The sequence below is a fragment of the Parapedobacter sp. 2B3 genome (assembly GCF_041925275.1).
GTDB classification, from domain to species: Bacteria; Bacteroidota; Bacteroidia; order Sphingobacteriales; family Sphingobacteriaceae; genus Parapedobacter; species Parapedobacter pyrenivorans_A.
In genome coordinates this window covers 84,951-102,547 of sequence record NZ_JBHEUZ010000016.1, presented here as the reverse complement: position 1 = coordinate 102,547, position 17,597 = coordinate 84,951, and the positions used below count along the sequence as shown (strand labels likewise).

13 protein-coding genes and 1 tRNA gene are annotated in these 17,597 nt (G+C 51.0%); 8 read left to right on the top strand and 6 right to left on the bottom strand.

The window, feature by feature from the left end; all coding sequences use genetic code 11:
• Nucleotides 1-29: 29 nt before the first annotated feature.
• From ACEVG1_RS16930 to ACEVG1_RS16905, 6 genes are all read right to left on the bottom strand, one after another.
• Nucleotides 30-395: a DUF2200 domain-containing protein gene (locus ACEVG1_RS16930; RefSeq protein ID WP_374744906.1), complete on the bottom strand. Its 366-nt coding sequence runs from the start codon at nucleotides 393-395 to the stop codon at nucleotides 30-32.
• Nucleotides 396-406: 11 nt separating this feature from the next.
• The gene (locus tag ACEVG1_RS16925) at nucleotides 407-1,693 is read right to left on the bottom strand and encodes a citrate synthase (protein ID WP_374744905.1); all 1,287 of its coding nucleotides are present in this window, start codon (nucleotides 1,691-1,693) and stop codon (nucleotides 407-409) included.
• A 139-nt stretch (nucleotides 1,694-1,832) separates the two neighbouring features.
• Complete coding sequence (gene pth, locus ACEVG1_RS16920) at nucleotides 1,833-2,402, bottom strand: aminoacyl-tRNA hydrolase (protein WP_374744904.1); 570 nt, start codon at nucleotides 2,400-2,402, stop codon at nucleotides 1,833-1,835.
• A 108-nt stretch (nucleotides 2,403-2,510) separates the two neighbouring features.
• Complete coding sequence (locus ACEVG1_RS16915) at nucleotides 2,511-3,095, bottom strand: 50S ribosomal protein L25/general stress protein Ctc (protein ID WP_374744903.1); 585 nt, start codon at nucleotides 3,093-3,095, stop codon at nucleotides 2,511-2,513.
• Nucleotides 3,096-3,179: 84 nt separating this feature from the next.
• The gene (locus ACEVG1_RS16910; protein ID WP_374744902.1) at nucleotides 3,180-4,124 is read right to left on the bottom strand and encodes a ribose-phosphate pyrophosphokinase; all 945 of its coding nucleotides are present in this window, start codon (nucleotides 4,122-4,124) and stop codon (nucleotides 3,180-3,182) included.
• Nucleotides 4,125-4,237: 113 nt separating this feature from the next.
• Nucleotides 4,238-4,308: transfer RNA gene (locus tag ACEVG1_RS16905), tRNA-Gln, on the bottom strand.
• Between the two features lie 202 nt (nucleotides 4,309-4,510).
• On the opposite strand from ACEVG1_RS16905, the gene ACEVG1_RS16900 reads away from it, so the two are divergent.
• The 8 genes from ACEVG1_RS16900 (at nucleotide 4,511) to ACEVG1_RS16865 (ending at nucleotide 17,576) form a co-directional block, all read left to right on the top strand.
• Nucleotides 4,511-7,540 carry a DUF2723 domain-containing protein gene (locus tag ACEVG1_RS16900; protein ID WP_374744901.1) on the top strand — a complete coding sequence of 1,010 codons (3,030 nt, stop codon included), beginning with the start codon at nucleotides 4,511-4,513 and terminating at the stop codon, nucleotides 7,538-7,540.
• A 118-nt stretch (nucleotides 7,541-7,658) separates the two neighbouring features.
• Complete coding sequence (locus ACEVG1_RS16895; RefSeq protein ID WP_374744900.1) at nucleotides 7,659-10,688, top strand: protein O-mannosyl-transferase family; 3,030 nt, start codon at nucleotides 7,659-7,661, stop codon at nucleotides 10,686-10,688.
• The gene (locus ACEVG1_RS16890) at nucleotides 10,688-11,707 is read left to right on the top strand and encodes a WD40/YVTN/BNR-like repeat-containing protein (RefSeq protein ID WP_374744899.1); all 1,020 of its coding nucleotides are present in this window, start codon (nucleotides 10,688-10,690) and stop codon (nucleotides 11,705-11,707) included. Before ACEVG1_RS16895 ends, ACEVG1_RS16890 begins: the two co-directional genes overlap by 1 nt.
• Before the next feature lie 84 nt (nucleotides 11,708-11,791).
• Nucleotides 11,792-12,232: an antitoxin Xre/MbcA/ParS toxin-binding domain-containing protein gene (locus tag ACEVG1_RS16885; RefSeq protein ID WP_374744898.1), complete on the top strand. Its 441-nt coding sequence runs from the start codon at nucleotides 11,792-11,794 to the stop codon at nucleotides 12,230-12,232.
• Between the two features lie 2 nt (nucleotides 12,233-12,234).
• Entirely contained in the window at nucleotides 12,235-12,699 is a 465-nt protein-coding gene (locus ACEVG1_RS16880) for an RES family NAD+ phosphorylase (RefSeq protein WP_374744897.1), read from the top strand.
• Between the two features lie 175 nt (nucleotides 12,700-12,874).
• The gene (pyrR, locus tag ACEVG1_RS16875; protein WP_374744896.1) at nucleotides 12,875-13,426 is read left to right on the top strand and encodes a bifunctional pyr operon transcriptional regulator/uracil phosphoribosyltransferase PyrR; all 552 of its coding nucleotides are present in this window, start codon (nucleotides 12,875-12,877) and stop codon (nucleotides 13,424-13,426) included.
• A gap of 31 nt (nucleotides 13,427-13,457) precedes the next feature.
• On the top strand, nucleotides 13,458-14,396 hold the full coding sequence (locus ACEVG1_RS16870) for an aspartate carbamoyltransferase catalytic subunit (RefSeq protein WP_374744895.1): 939 nt from the start codon (nucleotides 13,458-13,460) through the stop codon (nucleotides 14,394-14,396).
• A 150-nt stretch (nucleotides 14,397-14,546) separates the two neighbouring features.
• Complete coding sequence (locus tag ACEVG1_RS16865) at nucleotides 14,547-17,576, top strand: tetratricopeptide repeat protein (RefSeq protein WP_374744894.1); 3,030 nt, start codon at nucleotides 14,547-14,549, stop codon at nucleotides 17,574-17,576.
• The last annotated feature ends 21 nt before the right edge of the window (nucleotides 17,577-17,597 follow it).

Sequence of the window (17,597 nt, the reverse complement as noted above, 5' to 3'; positions counted from 1 at the left end):
TTGCTCTGAAGCAGGTGGTGACAGCGGACTTACTTCCGCAAGATTTTCTCCATGGCCTTTCCTTTGGCCAATTCGTCAATCAGCTTATCTAAATAGCGGATTTTTTGCATCAACTCCTCTTCGATTTCTTCCACCCGATAGCCACATATAACGCCGGTGATTTTTGATGCATTCGGATTGATTTGCGGTGCGTCGTTGAAAAACGTTTCGAAGTCGGTTTTATCGTCGATACGTTGCTTTAAGGCTCTTTGGTCATAGCCTGTGAGCCAATAGATGATTTCGTCTACTTCCGCTTTGGTATGACCCTTTTTTTCGGCTTTGGCGATATAATGCGGGTACACACTTGCAAAGGGCATTCTGTACACCCGTCGTATATTTTCCGCTTTCGTTGCCATGGTTTTTTATGCTATCGTTTATCGAGCGGAACATAATCCCGCTTTGTGCTACCGGTATAGATTTGCCGGGGCCGTCCGATAGGCTCTTTGTTGGCCTTCATCTCTTTCCACTGCGCAATCCAACCGGGTAAGCGGCCCAATGCGAAGAGCACGGTAAACATGTCGGTTGGGAAGCCCAATGCCCGGTAAATGATACCCGAATAGAAGTCGACGTTGGGATATAGTTTCCGGTCTACGAAATATTGGTCTTTCAACGCGGCTTCCTCGAGTTCTTTGGCGATATCCAATACAGGATCGTCGATGCCTAGTTTCTCAAGTACATCGTCGCACGCTTTCTTGATGATCTTGGCACGTGGGTCGAAGTTTTTATACACCCGGTGGCCAAAACCCATCAGCCGGAACGGATCGTTTTTGTCTTTTGCCTTGGCGAGCCACTTCGCACTGTTACCACCATCGTTTCGGATGTTTTCGAGCATTTCGATGACTGCCTGGTTGGCTCCGCCATGCAGCGGCCCCCAGAGTGCCGAAATGCCTGCAGATATCGACGCATATAGGTTAGCGTTGGACGAGCCGACAATACGTACCGTGGATGTAGAGCAGTTTTGCTCATGGTCCGCATGCAGGATCAATAGCTTGTGCATGGCTCGCACCACTGCCGGATCAATGGTCGTTTCCTCCGTAATCTGACCGAACGTCATGTTCATGAAATTGTGCACGTAGTTCAGCTCATTCCGTGGATACATGACCGGGTGGCCGAGTGATTTCTTATATATCCATGATACGATGGTCGGCATCTTGGCCAACAACTTCATGATTGTCAGGTTCTCATCCTCCTCGCTGGGATTGGGGTCGAGGGACTCCGGATAAAAGGCCGAAAGTGCGCCTACCAGGCAGGAAAGCTGTCCCATGGGGTGAGACTTCGATGGAAAACCGTCGAAGAATTTCTTCATATCTTCATGGATCAGCGTGTGCCTACTGATTTTACTTCTGAAGTCCTTCAGCGTATCGGCCGAGGGCAGATCGCCATATATCAGCAAATAGGCTACTTCCAAAAACGTCGACTGCTCTGCCAGCTGTTCAATTGGATATCCACGGTAATGCAGTATACCCTGCTCACCATCCAGAAAGGTAATGGCACTTTTTGTTGCGCCTGTGTTTTTAAAGCCTGGGTCGAGGGTAATCGCTCCCGATACGTCACGCAGTTTCGAAATGTCGATGGCTTGTTCGTTTTCTGTACCCGTGATAATGGGCAGTTCATGAGATTTGCCGTTTATCGAGATGGAGGCTTTTTCTGACATATTTTTTTTGGATGAAGTGCAAACATAGATAAATTAGCGTTTATATGCAACTTATTATGGCGCATATGAACACGGTTTTGTCAGTTTTTTTCGCTGTCTACCAGGGTGAGCAATGGGATTTAAGCGGAGGGCGTCCGGTTTATCCGTTGAATTGGGTCATCGTTAGTTCTACCCCAATATTGATAAAGCTGGTGACCACTTCGACGGAGCGATGGATTAAGGCCGGAAGCTCCGCCAGCTCGTCATTGTCAAACCCGCTGAGCACATAATCTGCCTGGCGGCCTTTCGGAAAATCACTGCCGACGCCGAAACGGAGCCGTGGATATCCCTGGCCGCCGCACAGCGCTTCGATGCTCTTCAATCCGTTATGACCCGCGCTACTGCCTTTGGCCCGCAAACGTATCTTGCCGAACGGCAAAGCTATCTCATCGACGATGACCAATACGTCTTGAAGGGGGATTTTCAATTCGTGCATCCAATAGTTGACCGCTTTCCCACTCAGGTTCATATACGTGGTGGGCTTGATAACGTATACACTATGGCCGCGTTGGCGGTATTCCGTATAATATGCGTACCGCAAGGTGGAAAAGGTGGCACCAGCCTTTCTAGCCAACTCATCGGCAATCATGAAGCCAATATTGTGCCTAGTGTCGGCGTATTCTTGGCCGATGTTGCCGAGGCCAACGATCAACTGTTTTTTTGCTGCCATATGGGTGCAAACATACAATTATTTGGTGTTTCGGTGGGTATAAGCATAAAAAAGCACCCGCATTGTGTTGCCGGTGCTTTTTTATGTAATCGATATGGATAACCGAATTTATTTGCCGGCCTTAGCGGCTTCTTGTTCGGCTTGGCGCAATGCACGAGACATGATGACCGAAACAATCGTGTCGTCGCTGTTGTTGCGAATCTTCCCGTTTTCAATTTTCACATCAGCCACGCGCACGGAGCTACCTACCTCAAGGGATTCTAGGCCCACCTCGATGTACTGTGGTAGATCGCCGGGTAGCGCTTTAACCCGTAGGCTACGGAGCTTCTGTACCAATTTGCCTCCGGCCTTCACACCAGGAGAAGTGCCGGTAAGTTTAATGGGAATGTTCAACGCTACTTCTTTGCTGTCGTTAAGTTCGAGGAAGTCGACGTGGCGCACTAGGTCCGTAAGCGGATGAAATTGGGCTTCTTGGAGGATAGCTTGGAATTTCTTTCCGTCTATATCCAGTTCGATGAAATGAACGTCCGGCGTGTAAATAACCGGCTTCAAATCAGTTGCGGACACGGAAAAGTGGTACTGTTCTTTACCACCGTAGAGTACTGCGGGTACCTTGCCTTGGTAACGCAGCTCCTTCGAGTCTCGTTTCCCTACGTTCTCTCTCAGAGAACCGCTAATAGCAATTGATTTCATTTTTGATTGAATTATTTTTTGTAAAAATTAAGGCCGCAAAGGTATGCAATATTTTTAGTTATTGGAAATGAACGCGCTGATTCTTTAATCCACTTTAAACAAATCGCTGATAGACCCGTGCTCGTTAACGTTTTTGATAGCATTGGCAAACAAGCCTGCGGTAGAAAGCACTTTGATTTTATCGCTTTGGCGTTTCAACGGAATGGTATCCGTAACAATCAGCTCCGTCAACGCTGATTTTTCAATGGTGTCATACGCATCGCCCGACAGGACAGGGTGGGTGCACACGGCACGTACGCTGGCCGCACCATTTTCCATGATGAGCGATGCCGCTTTGGACAGGGTGCGTGCCGTATCGCAGATGTCGTCAATCAATACGATGTCCTGACCAGCCACATCGCCGATGATCGACATGGATTCGATTTCATTGGCCCGTTTACGCTGCTTGTCGCAGATGACTACTTCGGCATTGAAATATTTCGCGAACGTACGGGCCCGGTATGAGCCACCCATGTCGGGTGACGCAATGGTGAGGTTTGGCAGATTGAGCGATTTGATATGCGGCACGAAAATAACCGAGGCATCGAGGTGGTCTACAGGGATATCGAAGAAACCCTGAATCTGTGCGGCATGGAGATCCATGGTCATGAAGCGGTGGGCGCCGGCAGCCGTGATGAGGTTGGCGATCATTTTTGCTCCGATGGCCACGCGGGGCTTGTCTTTGCGGTCCTGGCGGGCAAACCCGAAGTAAGGTACCACCGCGGTGATGTAATGCGCCGAGGCCCGTTTTGCGGCATCGATCATGAGTAGCAACTCGAAAAGGTTGTCGCTTGGCTGGTTGGTCGATTGGATGAGGAATACGTCGCACCCGCGGACAGATTCATTGTAAAAGGGCTGGATTTCGCCGTCGCTGAAACACGAGACGGTCATTTCGCCGAGGTCTTTGCCGTAAGCAGTGGCTATTTTCTTGGCTAATTCTGTCGTACCGGTGCCCGAAAAAAGCTTCACCGGATTGAATTGCAATGGCATGGCGTTGTTGTTATTTTGTGGGTTAGCAATGGACTGGGGTGTTGTACTATTCGTGCGATAAATATACTTTAAAAAATTACGGATTGCCAACTGACAATCCGTAATTTTTTTTGTTGCCCGACCAGGATTCGAACCTAGACAAACAGAACCAAAATCTGTCGTACTACCATTATACTATCGGGCAATCCGAACTATTGTGCCACCCTCTCGAATGGGTCTGCAAATATAGGAGGATGGAATAATTAATGCAAAAATATTTTATTTTTTAGTGGAAAGCATTGATTGTATGTGCAATGTGTTAAAAATCTAAATATTATGTCGCTGTTATCGTACTATTCTTTATTTTCGGGGCGTGAATTTACAGGGAACGTACGCGAAAAAACGTTATGAACTATAATAAAATCAACAACATTTTGGGCTGGGCATGTGGATTGATAGCCACCGCGGTCTATGTAATGACGGTGGAGCGCACCACCAGTTTCTGGGATACAGGTGAGTTTATTGCTTCAGCTTATAAGATGCAGATTGTGCACCAGCCGGGTGCGCCCTTGTTTTTGATGCTGCAGAACGTTTTTTCCAACCTGGCCTTTGGCAATACCGAACGCATCGCCTATTGGATGAACATTGGCTCGGCGGTGTCCAGCGGATTGACCATCCTATTTTTGTTTTGGACCATCACCGCCCTGGCACGCAAGGTGCTTTGGAAACCTGACACAGTACTTTCGCAAGGCGGATTGATCCAGATCATGGGCGCTGGTGCGGTCGGTGCATTGGCGTATACCTTTACGGATACCTTTTGGTTCTCGGCGGTCGAGTCGGAAGTTTATGCCATGTCATCGCTGTGCACCGCGGTGGTATTCTGGGCCATCCTGAAATGGGAAGCCCATGCCGATGAACCCCGGGCGGATCGGTGGTTGTTGTTTATCGCTTACATCATGGGCCTTTCCATAGGCGTTCATTTGTTGAACTTGTTGGCCATTCCGGCCATTGCATTGGTTATCTATTTCCGGCGCACCACGCAAGCAACGAGCGGGGGTGCCATCAAGGCGTTGCTTATTGGCTGCGTGGTGGTGGCCGTGGTTCTCTGGGGCATTATCCAATACCTTATTAAGTTTGCTGCCTACTTCGACCTGTTTTTCGTAAATACGTTGGGTATGGGCTTCGGCACGGGCGTGGTGGTATTTGCGTTGCTGGTAGTAGGCGGTACCGCGTACGGGATATGGTATTCCATCAAACAGGCTAAGCCGTTGCTCAACATCATCCTGTTGTCGTTCGCATTCATTGCTTTCGGTTACAGCTCGTTCACCATGATCCTCATCCGGGCGAAGGCAGACCCGACATTGAATAACAGCGATCCGGACAATGCGTTTTCATTCCTCAGCTACCTCAACCGTGAGCAATATGGCGATAGCCCGCTTGTAAAAGGGCCCTATTTCGATGCGCGGCCCGTCGATATCAACTATGGTGGTGATATTTACCGTAAGGGGGCCGCGAAGTACGAAGTGGCTGGCCGCAACTTCGACTATGTGTACGACCGGGAAACGATATTCCCGCGTATCCACAGCAGCCGGGAAGCGTCGCACCAACAGTATTACCGCAACTACCTCAATTTGGGTGAGAATGAACAGCCGACCTTCGGCGATAACCTTCGGTTCTTCTTCAGCTACCAAGTGGGGCATATGTATGGCAGGTATTTCCTGTGGAATTTCGTGGGCCGGCAGAATGACCAGCAGGGCCACGGCGATTTAACGTCGGGCAATTGGATCAGCGGTATCAAATTAATCGATCAATTGCACGTGGGCGGCCAGGATGCGTTGCCCGAATCGTTGAAGACCGATCCATCGCGTAATCGATATTATTTCCTTCCGCTTATTTTGGGGCTGATCGGGGCGTTCTGGCACTTCAAGCGTCGCCAGAAGGACGCAGGTGTGGTGGGCCTGCTGTTTTTCTTCACAGGGTTGGCTATCGTACTTTACCTCAACCAAAATCCGCTGCAGCCGCGTGAGCGGGATTATGCGTATGCCGGGTCGTTCTATGCGTTTACCATTTGGGTAGGGCTGGGCGTGGTCGGTATCAGTGAATGGCTGAAAAAGCTGGATGCCAAGGTTGCCGCCAGTATAGCCACCGCCATCGGCTTGCTGGCCGGACCGGTAATCCTTGCCAAGGAAGGGTGGGATGATCACGACCGTTCGCAGAAATTCCTCGCCCGGGATATTGCCAAGGATTACTTGGAATCGTGTGCGCCCAATGCTATTTTATTTACCTATGGCGATAACGATACCTACCCGTTATGGTATGTGCAGGAGGTGGAAAATGTTCGGCCGGACGTACGCGTGGTAAACCTGAGTTTATTGAGTGCCGATTGGTATGTGCGGCAAATGACCAAGAAGGTGAACGAAGCTGATGGACTCCCCATCCATATTCCGGAGGAGAAATATGTGAAGGGGGTGCGGGATGTCATCTATTATCAAGATGCTAGTATTCCCGGAGCGGTGGAACTGAAAAATATCGTTGCTCTCATGCTGTCGGATAATCCCAACGATAAACGACCGATGCAGGGCGAACAGCCGGAAAACTTTTTGCCGACGAAGAACTTGAAATTGACGATCGACAAAGACGCGGTGATTCGCAATCAGGTGGTGCCGGAAATGTGGCAAGACAGTATTGCGGATGCCATGGAGTGGACATACAACCGCAATTATGTGTCGCGCGCGGAACTGGCCATCATGGCCCTTTTGGTCAATAACAATTGGGAACGGCCGGTTTACTTCGCCACCACGGTGCCCAGTGAGAATTTCATGGGACTGGACAACTACCTGGTTTCGGAAGGTTTTGCCCTTCGGTTGATGCCCATAAACATGCAGCCGAATACGCCACAGGGACTGGTCAACGCGGATGCCATTTATGACCATGCGATGAATAAATATGCGTGGGGCAATATCGGAAGCGCTTCCTATATCGATCCCGAATCGTACCGGATGATCAGTTTGATATTGAATAACATCTATGCCGCACCGGCAGAGGCACTTATTGCTGCCGGCAAAACCGAGCAAGCGAAGGAATTGCTGAACAATGCCCTCGAAAACATGCCGACCCGTATCTATCGTATCATGGATGCTTACGGTTATTCGTTCGTTGCCGAGAATCTGTACGCGGTCGGCGAGACCGAAAAGGCGAACGCACTGATTGAACGTAATGTCGACTACCTGGAGGAACAGCTCCGGTATTACGCCGCGATTGCCGAGACCAAACCCAACCTTGAGATGCAGAACATCCAATACAGCATGTTTACGTTGAACCGGTTTTCGGCAGCAGCCAAGGAACACGGGCAGGAGGAGCTGGCGACCCGCGTATCGGGTATCTTCGGCCAGTTCGAAGCGCAGTTCTTCGGCGGGATGCCAACCGCCAATCCGTAGTGCGTACGACATTGGCCGGTTGCTCCATGGTGTGTTAAATTTTGTTAAAATCCGATTCGGATGGCGTGTAATTCGGCTTGGCCGTTTATCTTTAAGCGATAAACGACCATCGTAAGCAATGAATTACCAAAAAAGCAACAATTTTATAGGCTGGCTTTGCGGCGTGATGGCTACGGCCACCTATGTGTTGACCATGGAGCCCACGGCCAGCTGGTGGGATACGGGCGAATTTATTGCCGCGGCATACCGCATGCAGATTGTTCACCAGCCTGGAGCGCCGTTGTTCTTGATGCTTCAGAATCTTTTCGCCAACCTTGCAATGGGCAATCCCGCACGGATAGCCTATTGGATGAACTTCGGATCGGCATTAACCAGTGGTCTCACCATCGTTTTTCTTTTCTGGACCATTACCGCACTGGTACGTAAGCTGGTATGCAAGCCGGGGAGCGCACCCGCGTCGGTACAACTGGCGCAGATCATGGGTGCGGGTTTTGTGGGTGCCATGGCTTACGCTTTTACCGATTCCTTCTGGTTCTCGGCCGTAGAGTCTGAGGTGTATGCTTGGTCATCTCTCTGTACGGCGGTGGTATTCTGGGCCATTCTCAAATGGGAGGCACGAGCTGATGAACAGGGTGCCGACCGCTGGCTGGTGTTGATAGCCTATATCATGGGCCTATCTATCGGCGTGCATTTGCTTAATTTACTGACCATACCGGTGCTGGCCTTGGTGGTGTACTTCCGTAGGACGTCGCGGGCCACGGTAGGCGGCGCAACCAAGGCGCTACTGGTAGGCTGCGCCATTTTGGCTTTTATTCTGTGGGGTGTTATCCAATACATGGTTAAGTTTGCCGCGTATACAGACCTGTTTTTCGTCAATACACTTGGGTTGGGTTTCGGTGCGGGAGCGGTGGCGTTTGCCGTTTTATTGATCGGGAGTATCGCCTACGGCATTTGGTATGCCATACGCAAGGTTAAACCGTTGCTTCACATCGCATTGGTATGTTTGGGATTCATCGTATTTGGCTATGGATCGTTCGCCATGGTGCTCATACGGGCCAATGCGCATCCATCGTTGAACAACAGCGCTCCCGATGATATGTTTTCTTTCCTTTGGTATTTGAACCGGGGGCAATTCGGCAGTGAACCATTGGTGAATGGTCCCTTTTTCGATTCGAAGGTCGTCGATATTGAACGCGGGCCAAACGAATACCGCAAAGGTATGGCCAAATACGAGTTGGCCGGTACAGCAGACCGGGCAGTTCACGATCGGACGACCCTTTTTCCGCGTGTTTATAGCAACCGGGATAGCCATCCATTCGCCTATCGGTTGTGGTTGGGGCTTGGCGAGGGAGAGCAGCCACGGTTTGCCGAAAACCTGAAGTTTTTGTTTACCTACCAGTTTGGCCATATGTACTGGCGCTACTTCCTGTGGAATTTCGCCGGTAGGCAGAATGATATGGAGGCGCGGTTTGCAGGGCGGACAGAAGGTAATTGGGCAAGCGGCATCACGCCGATCGACCAGTTAAGGCTGGGCGGGCAGGCGGCATTGCCGCAGGCTGCCCGAAGCGACCCCTCACGTAATACGTACTATTTCCTGCCGCTGGCACTGGGATTGATTGGTCTCGTTTGGCAGGTGCGCCGGAGCCGTAAGGATGCAGCGGTGATCGGCTTGTTATTTTTCTTCACGGGGTTGGCCATCGTGCTCTACCTTAACCAGTCGCCCTTGCAACCCCGCGAGCGTGATTACGCTTATGTGGGTTCGTTCTATGCATTCGCTATCTGGATCGGTATGGGGGTGGTTGGCCTTGCCGAGGCACTGCGAACCCGTTTCCGGACGCGTATGGCAGTTCCCGTGGCGATGGTAGTAAGCTGTATGGTGGCACCGGTACTACTGGGCTACCAGAATTGGGATGACCACGACCGGTCGGATCGCTACATGGCGCGCGATATGGCCCGAAACTACCTGGAATCGTGTGCGCCGAATGCGATTTTGTTTACATATATCGACAACGACACCTTTCCGCTGTGGTATCTGCAGGAGGTGGAGGGTGTGCGGACCGATGTGCGGGTAATTAACCTCAGTTTGCTGGGGATGGATTGGGCCGTTGATCAGCTAAAATTCCCTGTCAACGACGCACCGGCATTGCCATTGACGATTGAAGATCGGCAATACGTAAAAGGTACCCGGGACTACCTATATTACCACGATTATGGAATACAGGATTCGGTGGAGCTGCAGAAAATCCTGGCCTTGCTGTTGTCTGATAACCCTGCCGACCAGCTTCAGTATGCGGATGGCTCGTCGAGGAACTTTTTACCCACGAAACGCTTCCAGCTTGCCGTGGACCGGCAACAGGTGGTGGCCAACGACGTTGTCCCGTCGGCTTGGCAGGATCGGGTGGTCGATACCATGGAGTGGACCTATAACCAGGATATCGTTACCCGGGCTGAGCTTGTCATGATGGATGTGTTGGTGCATAACAATTGGGAACGGCCGGTGTATTTTGCGTTCACTGTGCCGGAAAGCCAACGGTTGGGGCTTGAAGATTATCTGGTGTCTGAAGGGTTCGCACTGCGACTCATGCCGGTTAACGCCGGGTCTGGTGGGGAAGCGCATGCGCGTTTGGTCAATACCGAGGCCACCTATGGGGCGATTATGCACAAGTACCGTTGGGGCAACATGAACGATGCAACTTATCTAGATCCTACTTCCCGGGGGATGGTCGGGGAAACCGTGAAGGTGTTTTCTGATACGGCCGAAATGCTGATTGCCGAGGGGAATACCGAAGCGGCCCGAGATATTGTGAATCGGGCGGTAACGGTACTGCCAACCCACATCGGCCACGTGGATATCGCTGTGCGCTACCCCGTATTGGCAGATCAGCTCTACGCGTTGGGCGAAACCGACAAAGCCAATGTGCTTGTAGACCGCAACCAGCGGTTTTTGGCTGAGCAGCTTGCTTACTATGCTGATATCGCAGAGACGCATCGGTTGGGGCGGTCGGAGGAAATGGGAATCAGTAATAGCCTGTATGCTTTGCAACAATTCGCGCACGCGACAGCGATGCGCGGCGAGGAAAAGCGATACCAGCAACTACAGTCCCTGTTTGATAACTATCGGCAATTGTTCTTCGGAGGGCAATCGTGATGGTACGGCTAATCGCCGCGTTGTTGCTTTGCGCTACGGGTAGCCAGGCGCAAGATGTGGAGTTAACCATACTGCAAAAAGGACGGTCTACAAGCATAAGGGGGGTATCCGTGGTAGACGATTCCGTAGCATGGGTGAGTGGGAGCGACGGTTGGATAGGGCGTACGGCAGACCGCGGTGAGACGTGGCATTGGGGACGGACCGTGGGTTATGAAACCACCGATTTCCGGGATATCGAGGCTTTTTCAAGCAATGAAGCCGTTATCATCAGTGCCGGGTCGCCATTGGTTATCCTCCTTACGGAAGATGGCGGCCAAACGTGGCGGGAAACCCATCGAGACGAACGGCCCGAGGTTTTCTTTGATGGGATGGACTTTTGGGACGACCGTCAAGGTATCGCCTATGGCGACCCGATAGGCGGCGTGATGCAGCTATTGAAAACAACGGATGGTGGTGCAAGCTGGCAAACGATAAGCCACACCGCCAACATCCGGTTGGCAGATGGAGAGGCAGGTTTCGCCGCCAGTGGGACCGGTATCCGTACGTTGGATGGTGGGCATGTATTCATCGCCACGGGCGGAAGCCGGGCAAGGCTGCTCCATTCCGCAGACGGAGGCGATACATGGGCGGCGAACGGCTGCCCCATGGCCCAAGGATCGGCGTCGACCGGTATCTTCTCCATTGCGTTCCGGAACGACCGGCAAGGCATCGCGGTAGGAGGGGACTACCAGCGGGATGAGCGTACAAACGATGCCGTGTACCTCACATCGGATGGTGGCACCAACTGGGTTGCTCCCGGGAAGGGAACCAACGGCTATCGCTCTTCGGTGGAATACCTTAACGCCAATACCGTTGTGGCAAGTGGGACATCGGGGGTTGATATTTCATTTGATGGTGGCTTGCATTGGCATGCCTTATCGGGTGAGTCTTTCCACGTGGTACGTAAGGCAAAACATGGCTCATGGATACTCCTTGCCGGAGCCGATGGTCGGATAGCTACCCTAGCAAGCCGTTTGTAGCACATAGTTGCCGTTTTGGAAAAAAAGTGAAAATGAATTGGGAAATCCGGATAATTGTCGTACATTTGAGTAACAAAAGACGCAATGATGAAACCTATCCGCTACGATAAGCCTGATTCATCCGCCACCAGTCCGTTGATGGCGGCTGAGCCACTGGCGATGTACCTATCTTCGGCCAATGTAAGTTCATTCCCTGTCTCGAAGTTCGTTGCCCTCAACAAGAAGCTGCCGTTTACCCAGCAAGAGTGGGCCGATATGCTGCATATCAGTGACCGGACATTGCAACGGTACCTCAAAGACCGGAAACCCTTCGAGGGGCTGCATGCAGAACACCTACACCAACTAAACGCCCTGGTCGATATCGGTTTGGTTGTATTCGGGGGCGCTACGGGTTTCGAGGCCTGGCTTCGCTCACCGAAGTACATTCTCGGCAATGAGGTAGGCCTTGAGGCACTCCGGTCTTTCGGTGGCGCACAACTTGTTCTCGACGAGCTGGGCCGCATGGCCTACGGTGTTTATAGCTAGCCATGATGGTCTATCGGTTGGCATACCGGGATTATGTAGCGGATATAACGGGAATGGGCGCCCGGTTGTACGGCGGTAGATGGAACCCCAAGGGTGTTGCCTGCCTCTATGCCAGCGCGCACATTTCGTTGGCATTGCTGGAAAAGTTCGTCCATGCACGGGGAAAGGAAGATATGACAGGATTGATGCTTTTATCCATCGACATACCAACTGACGATGACTCGGTGTATCATGTGGATGAATCGCGTATGGTAACCGATTGGGCTGCTAATTTCGACTATTCCCAGTGGTTGGGCAAGCAGCTGCTCGCAGAGCCGGGATTTGTGGCGTTTTCGGTGCCATCGGCAATTGTGCCCACCGAACGCAACATCATCATCAATCCACAGGCTGCCCGCTTTGATGCCGTGAAATTCCACAACCCCACCTTATTCGATGTCGATGCCCGGCTTTCGGATCGGTTGGTTTAGCCCGTAAAAATATACCCGCCCGCCCGTAAAAATCAAAAAAATATAGTAATTTTGCACCTATATTCCGTGTCCGATTTGAAAGTGCAGCTCAGATGAAACCTGCCAAGACAGCGCGGTAGGCAGTGCGCCAAGAAAATGCAGGTTTCATGAGGCCAAAAAGGAAGATTATTTTCGAATGAAACGATCCATATTATTAGAAGGCCAAAAGTTCCAAATCACCATCCAGCGGCTGTGCCGTCAATTGATAGAAAACCATGTTGATTTCTCCGATTCCGTTATCGTTGGCATCCAACCGCGCGGAACCTATCTGGGGAGGCGGATAGCCGAGGAGTTACACCAAATACCGGGTTTATCGGAGGTTGCCTATGGCGAATTGGACATCACGTTTTTCCGCGACGATTTCCGGCGGAAGGACAGCGGGCCATTGGTGCCGAGCAGTACCCATATGGATTTCATCGTGGAAGGGAAAAAAGTGATCCTGATGGATGATGTGTTGTGGACGGGCCGTACGATACGGGCCGCCATGGATGCATTGCAGGCATTCGGCCGACCTGCGAAGATCGAGTTGCTGGTATTGGTGGATCGCCGGTTTTCGCGGCAGTTGCCTATCGAGCCCGATTATATCGGTATCCAAGTGGATTCGATCGATTCCCAGCGGGTAATCGTTAGTTGGAACGAGGTAGATGCCTACGACCGTATCGAATTATTGACAGAAAAAGATAATTAGCGCGACCATATGATGGCGCTCCCATTAAGAAATGACAGCATCAACTAGGCAACTCAGTACCGATCACCTGTTGGGGATTAAGGATCTCCAAACAAGCGATATCGAGCTTATTTTCGAAACAGCTGACAATTTCAAGGATGTGCTGAACCGGCCCATCAAAAAAGTACCCTCGTTGCGGGATATTACGATTGCGAATGTGTTTTTCGAGAACTCTACCCGTACACGCCTGTCTTTTGAGTTGGCCGAGAAGCGGCTGTCTGCCGATACGATTAATTTCGCGGCTTCGTCGTCGTCGGTGAGCAAGGGCGAGACGCTGATCGATACGGTAAACAATATCTTGGCCATGAAGGTCGATATGATCGTGATGCGCCACCCATATCCCGGAGCAGGGGTTTTCCTGAGCAAACATGTGGACGCCCAGATCGTCAATGCGGGCGACGGCGCGCACGAACACCCTACGCAGGCGCTGCTGGATGCTTTTTCGATCCGTGAGCGCCTCGGGGATGTAGCAGGTAAGAAGGTGGCTATTATCGGTGATATCCTCCACTCACGGGTGGCGTTATCCAATATTCTTTGCCTCCGTAAACTGGGGGCAGAAGTAATGGTATGCGGACCCACGACGTTGATACCGAGATACATTGCGTCATTAGGAGTGAAGGTTGAATATAACCTGCTTAACGCACTGAAATGGTGTGACGTTGCCAACATGCTCCGTATACAATTGGAGCGTCAGGACATCGCTTATTTTCCATCGCTGCGCGAGTATTCCATGCTATACGGGCTGAATAAGCAATTGCTTGATTCGCTCGACAAGGAGATTATTATTATGCATCCCGGTCCGATCAACCGCGGGGTGGAAATCACGAGCGACGTGGCCGATAGCCGCCACTCGATTATCCTTGACCAGGTACAGAACGGGGTGGCGGTCCGGATGGCGGTATTATACCTCCTTGCGGGTAAGCGCGGGTAGGTGTCGCGACGACGTTATCAACATTTGTGGACAACTTTTGAGGAAAACTTCTGGGTTTCCCGTTAATTTAGCGGGTTAAATTGGGTAAGGTATATTTTGTGGCCCCAACTTTGCGTGGAATTGGGGAAAACAGTAGCATAATTTGACGGCATGTTTAATCGGATCTATCAGTTAGTCATTATTTTTAGTTTGGTGGTATCGGTTGCGGTAGCGCAGCAGAGTGCTTGGCAGGAAGTAAACCAAGCCTACAAAACGGGGATGGAGTTATATGAAAAAGGGAAGTATGCCGCCGCTGCGAAGTTCTTTGATCAAGTAGAGGCTATACGGACAAAATCGACCTTGCAGCAGGATGAACATGTCGAGTTGACGCTGCTGAAAGAGAATGCGCGTTTTTACCAAGCGATATGTGCATTGGAACTCGGAGAGTCTGACGCCGAGAACCAGTTCCTCCGGTATATCAAGGATTACCCGGCTAGCGCAAATTCAAAAGCCGCCTACTTCCAGGTAGGCCGGTCTTATTTCGCGAAGAAAGATTATGAGCGGGCATTGGAATGGTTCACTAAGCTGGATAGCCGGAATCTGGCCGGTTTGGAGAGTAAGGAATTCCGCTATAAGATGGCGTATTCGTTTTTCATAACGGATGACTATGCGTCGGCGAAACCGCTCTTCGAGCAATTGAAAGATGAAGGCGGCACCTACCAGGAGGCATCCATTTACTATTACGCTTACCTTTGTTACCTGGATCGCGAATTCAAAACTGCACTGGCCGAATTTGAGAAACTGAAGGGATCGAAAACGTACGAGGCTACGTATCCCTATTACATTACAGCCCTTTATTACCTGGACAACCGGTACGATGACGTGCTGGACTATGCGCTGCCGATTCTGGAGCGGACCAAGCAGGCCCATGAGACGGATATGTTCCGTATCATAGCGGCAACTTATTTTGCCAAGAACGATTTTGAGAAAGCGGCGGCGTATTATGATCGATTCCAAGCAGGCGACCAAGGTAAAACCCAGAATAACCAGGATAGTTACCAAATCGGTTACATTGCCTATAAGAATGGCGACTATGAACGGGCCATTTCGGAGTTGGAGAAGATGGAGGAACCGGATGCCTATTATCAAAGTGCGATGATAGCGTTGGGCGATGCCTTTTTGAAGACCGGTAACAAGCAGAGCGCGCGCAATGCATTTTTTAAGGCGTCGAAGCTCGACTTCGACCCGGCATTGAAGGAAGAAGGGCTATTTAACTATGCAAAGCTGTCGTCTGAACTTGAGTTCCACCAAGTGGCGCTTGATGCGGCCAAGGAATACTTGGATACGTATCCCAACACGCGGCGTCTGGAAGAAGCAAAAACGCTATATGCCGAAACATTGCTGGGTACCAGTAACTACCGCTCGGCAGTGGATATCCTCGAATCGATCGGTAACCGCGGTCCTGAAGCGGATGCTGCCTACCAGCGGGTTACTTACTACCGTGGGTTGGAGTTTTACAATGAGCGTGCGTTCGAGAATAGTATTTCCTTGTTTATGCGGTCTGAGCAATACCCTATAGATGGCCGCGTGGCTGCGTTGGCAACCTATTGGAAAGCCGAAGCCATGTATGAAGTACGTAAGTACGGGGAAGCTGTGCAAGCATTTTCACGTTTCCTACGGCTTCCGGCTGCCCGTGAAACCGAGGTGTACAGCTATGCAAACTACGCATTGGCGTATGCGGCTTTCCGCAATAACAGCTTCAATACCGCCGCCAATTATTTTGAACGCTTTTTGTCAACAGGTGGAAATACCATAGAGACCAATGTGCGCAACGACGCGATTGCCCGCTTGGGCGACTCCTATTTTTCGATGCGCAATTACGGTCGGGCGATGCAGTACTATGACCGATTGATCAATAGCCGGGCGCAAAGCCAGGATTACGCATTGTTCCAACGGGGAATTATCCAGGGGTTGCAGGGCAACAATGCTGCGAAAATCAGCACATTGCATTCTGTTGTTGAACAGTTCCCCAATTCCAATTATGCGGATGACGTTGCCTTCGAAGTGCCATACACCTACTTCACGATGGGCGACTACGAGACGGCCATCAGCGGCCTGCAACAAATGATTGCGCAGTATCCGCGCAGTAGCTATGCCCCGCGGGCGTTGATGACCATCGGGCTCGTGCAATATAACAACGACGATACCGATGCTGCGATGGCTACTTTTAGGAAGGTGGTTGAGGAGCATTCGACCACCGATGAGGCACGACAGGCCTTGCGTTCCATCGAAAATATCTATTTGGAGCGTGGAGATGCGTCGGCTTATATCAATTATGCCACCAGTGCCAACATCGGTGACCTTTCAAAGGCGGAGCAAGACGACCTGGCTTTCCAAGCGGCCCATACGTTGTTCGCCCGGGGCGAATACCAGGCTTCCGTGGAAGCTATCAATGCATATTTCGATAAATTTCCCAACCCGTTGCGGGAGAAGCATGCCCGGTATATCCGTGGGGTAAGCCAGTACCGTACCGGACATCCGAAGGAGGCGTTGCACGACCTCAATATCATACTGAACGATTGGACGAGCCAGTACACGGAAAATACGCTGCTTACGGTATCCGAACTTTACCTTGGGCTTGAACAGTACAACGAAGCTATTGTACATCTCAAAAAATTGGAACTTACCTCGGAATACAAAGCGAACTATGGCTATGCGGTGAATAACCTGCTGGTTTGCTATGATAAGATCGGCGATATGGAACAGGTGGTTAAATACGCCGATTTGATTAAGGCCTATGACCGGTCATCGGAAGAAGATATCGCTAAAGCCCATTTGTACACTGCCCGTGTGCTGCTGCGCAGGGGGGAGGTGCCGCCGGCATTGAAGGAACTCAATCTTGCCGCGTTGAAAAGCCAGACGGTGGTGGGCGCAGAAGCCCGTTACCGCGTAGGCCAGCTGCAATATGAAGCAGACAAATATGACGAGGCCATCGAATCGGCGTTCGAAGTGATCAACAACATGGGCTCTTACGAGTATTGGGTAGCAAAGAGCTTTATCCTGCTAGCTGATGCATATGCAGGTAAAGGGGATGATTTCCAGGCCAAGAGTACGTTGGAGAGTATCATTGAAAACTATGAAGGAGAAGATGATATCATCCCATCGGCCAAGGAGCGTTTACAGAAATTGAATAATAAGTAACAGGAGTTTTTACGGCTTATG

Coding starts and splice junctions, on each gene's coding strand:
- ACEVG1_RS16880 (WP_374744897.1), top strand. CDS start 12,235: ATGATGGTCTATCGGTTGGCATACCGGGATTATGTAGCGGATATAACG.
- ACEVG1_RS16915 (WP_374744903.1), bottom strand. CDS start 3,095: ATGAAATCAATTGCTATTAGCGGTTCTCTGAGAGAGAACGTAGGGAAA.
- ACEVG1_RS16890 (WP_374744899.1), top strand. CDS start 10,688: ATGGTACGGCTAATCGCCGCGTTGTTGCTTTGCGCTACGGGTAGCCAG.
- ACEVG1_RS16910 (WP_374744902.1), bottom strand. CDS start 4,124: ATGCCATTGCAATTCAATCCGGTGAAGCTTTTTTCGGGCACCGGTACG.
- ACEVG1_RS16895 (WP_374744900.1), top strand. CDS start 7,659: ATGAATTACCAAAAAAGCAACAATTTTATAGGCTGGCTTTGCGGCGTG.
- pyrR (WP_374744896.1), top strand. CDS start 12,875: ATGAAACGATCCATATTATTAGAAGGCCAAAAGTTCCAAATCACCATC.
- ACEVG1_RS16930 (WP_374744906.1), bottom strand. CDS start 395: ATGGCAACGAAAGCGGAAAATATACGACGGGTGTACAGAATGCCCTTT.
- ACEVG1_RS16925 (WP_374744905.1), bottom strand. CDS start 1,693: ATGTCAGAAAAAGCCTCCATCTCGATAAACGGCAAATCTCATGAACTG.
- pth (WP_374744904.1), bottom strand. CDS start 2,402: ATGGCAGCAAAAAAACAGTTGATCGTTGGCCTCGGCAACATCGGCCAA.
- ACEVG1_RS16870 (WP_374744895.1), top strand. CDS start 13,458: ATGACAGCATCAACTAGGCAACTCAGTACCGATCACCTGTTGGGGATT.
- ACEVG1_RS16885 (WP_374744898.1), top strand. CDS start 11,792: ATGATGAAACCTATCCGCTACGATAAGCCTGATTCATCCGCCACCAGT.
- ACEVG1_RS16900 (WP_374744901.1), top strand. CDS start 4,511: ATGAACTATAATAAAATCAACAACATTTTGGGCTGGGCATGTGGATTG.
- ACEVG1_RS16865 (WP_374744894.1), top strand. CDS start 14,547: ATGTTTAATCGGATCTATCAGTTAGTCATTATTTTTAGTTTGGTGGTA.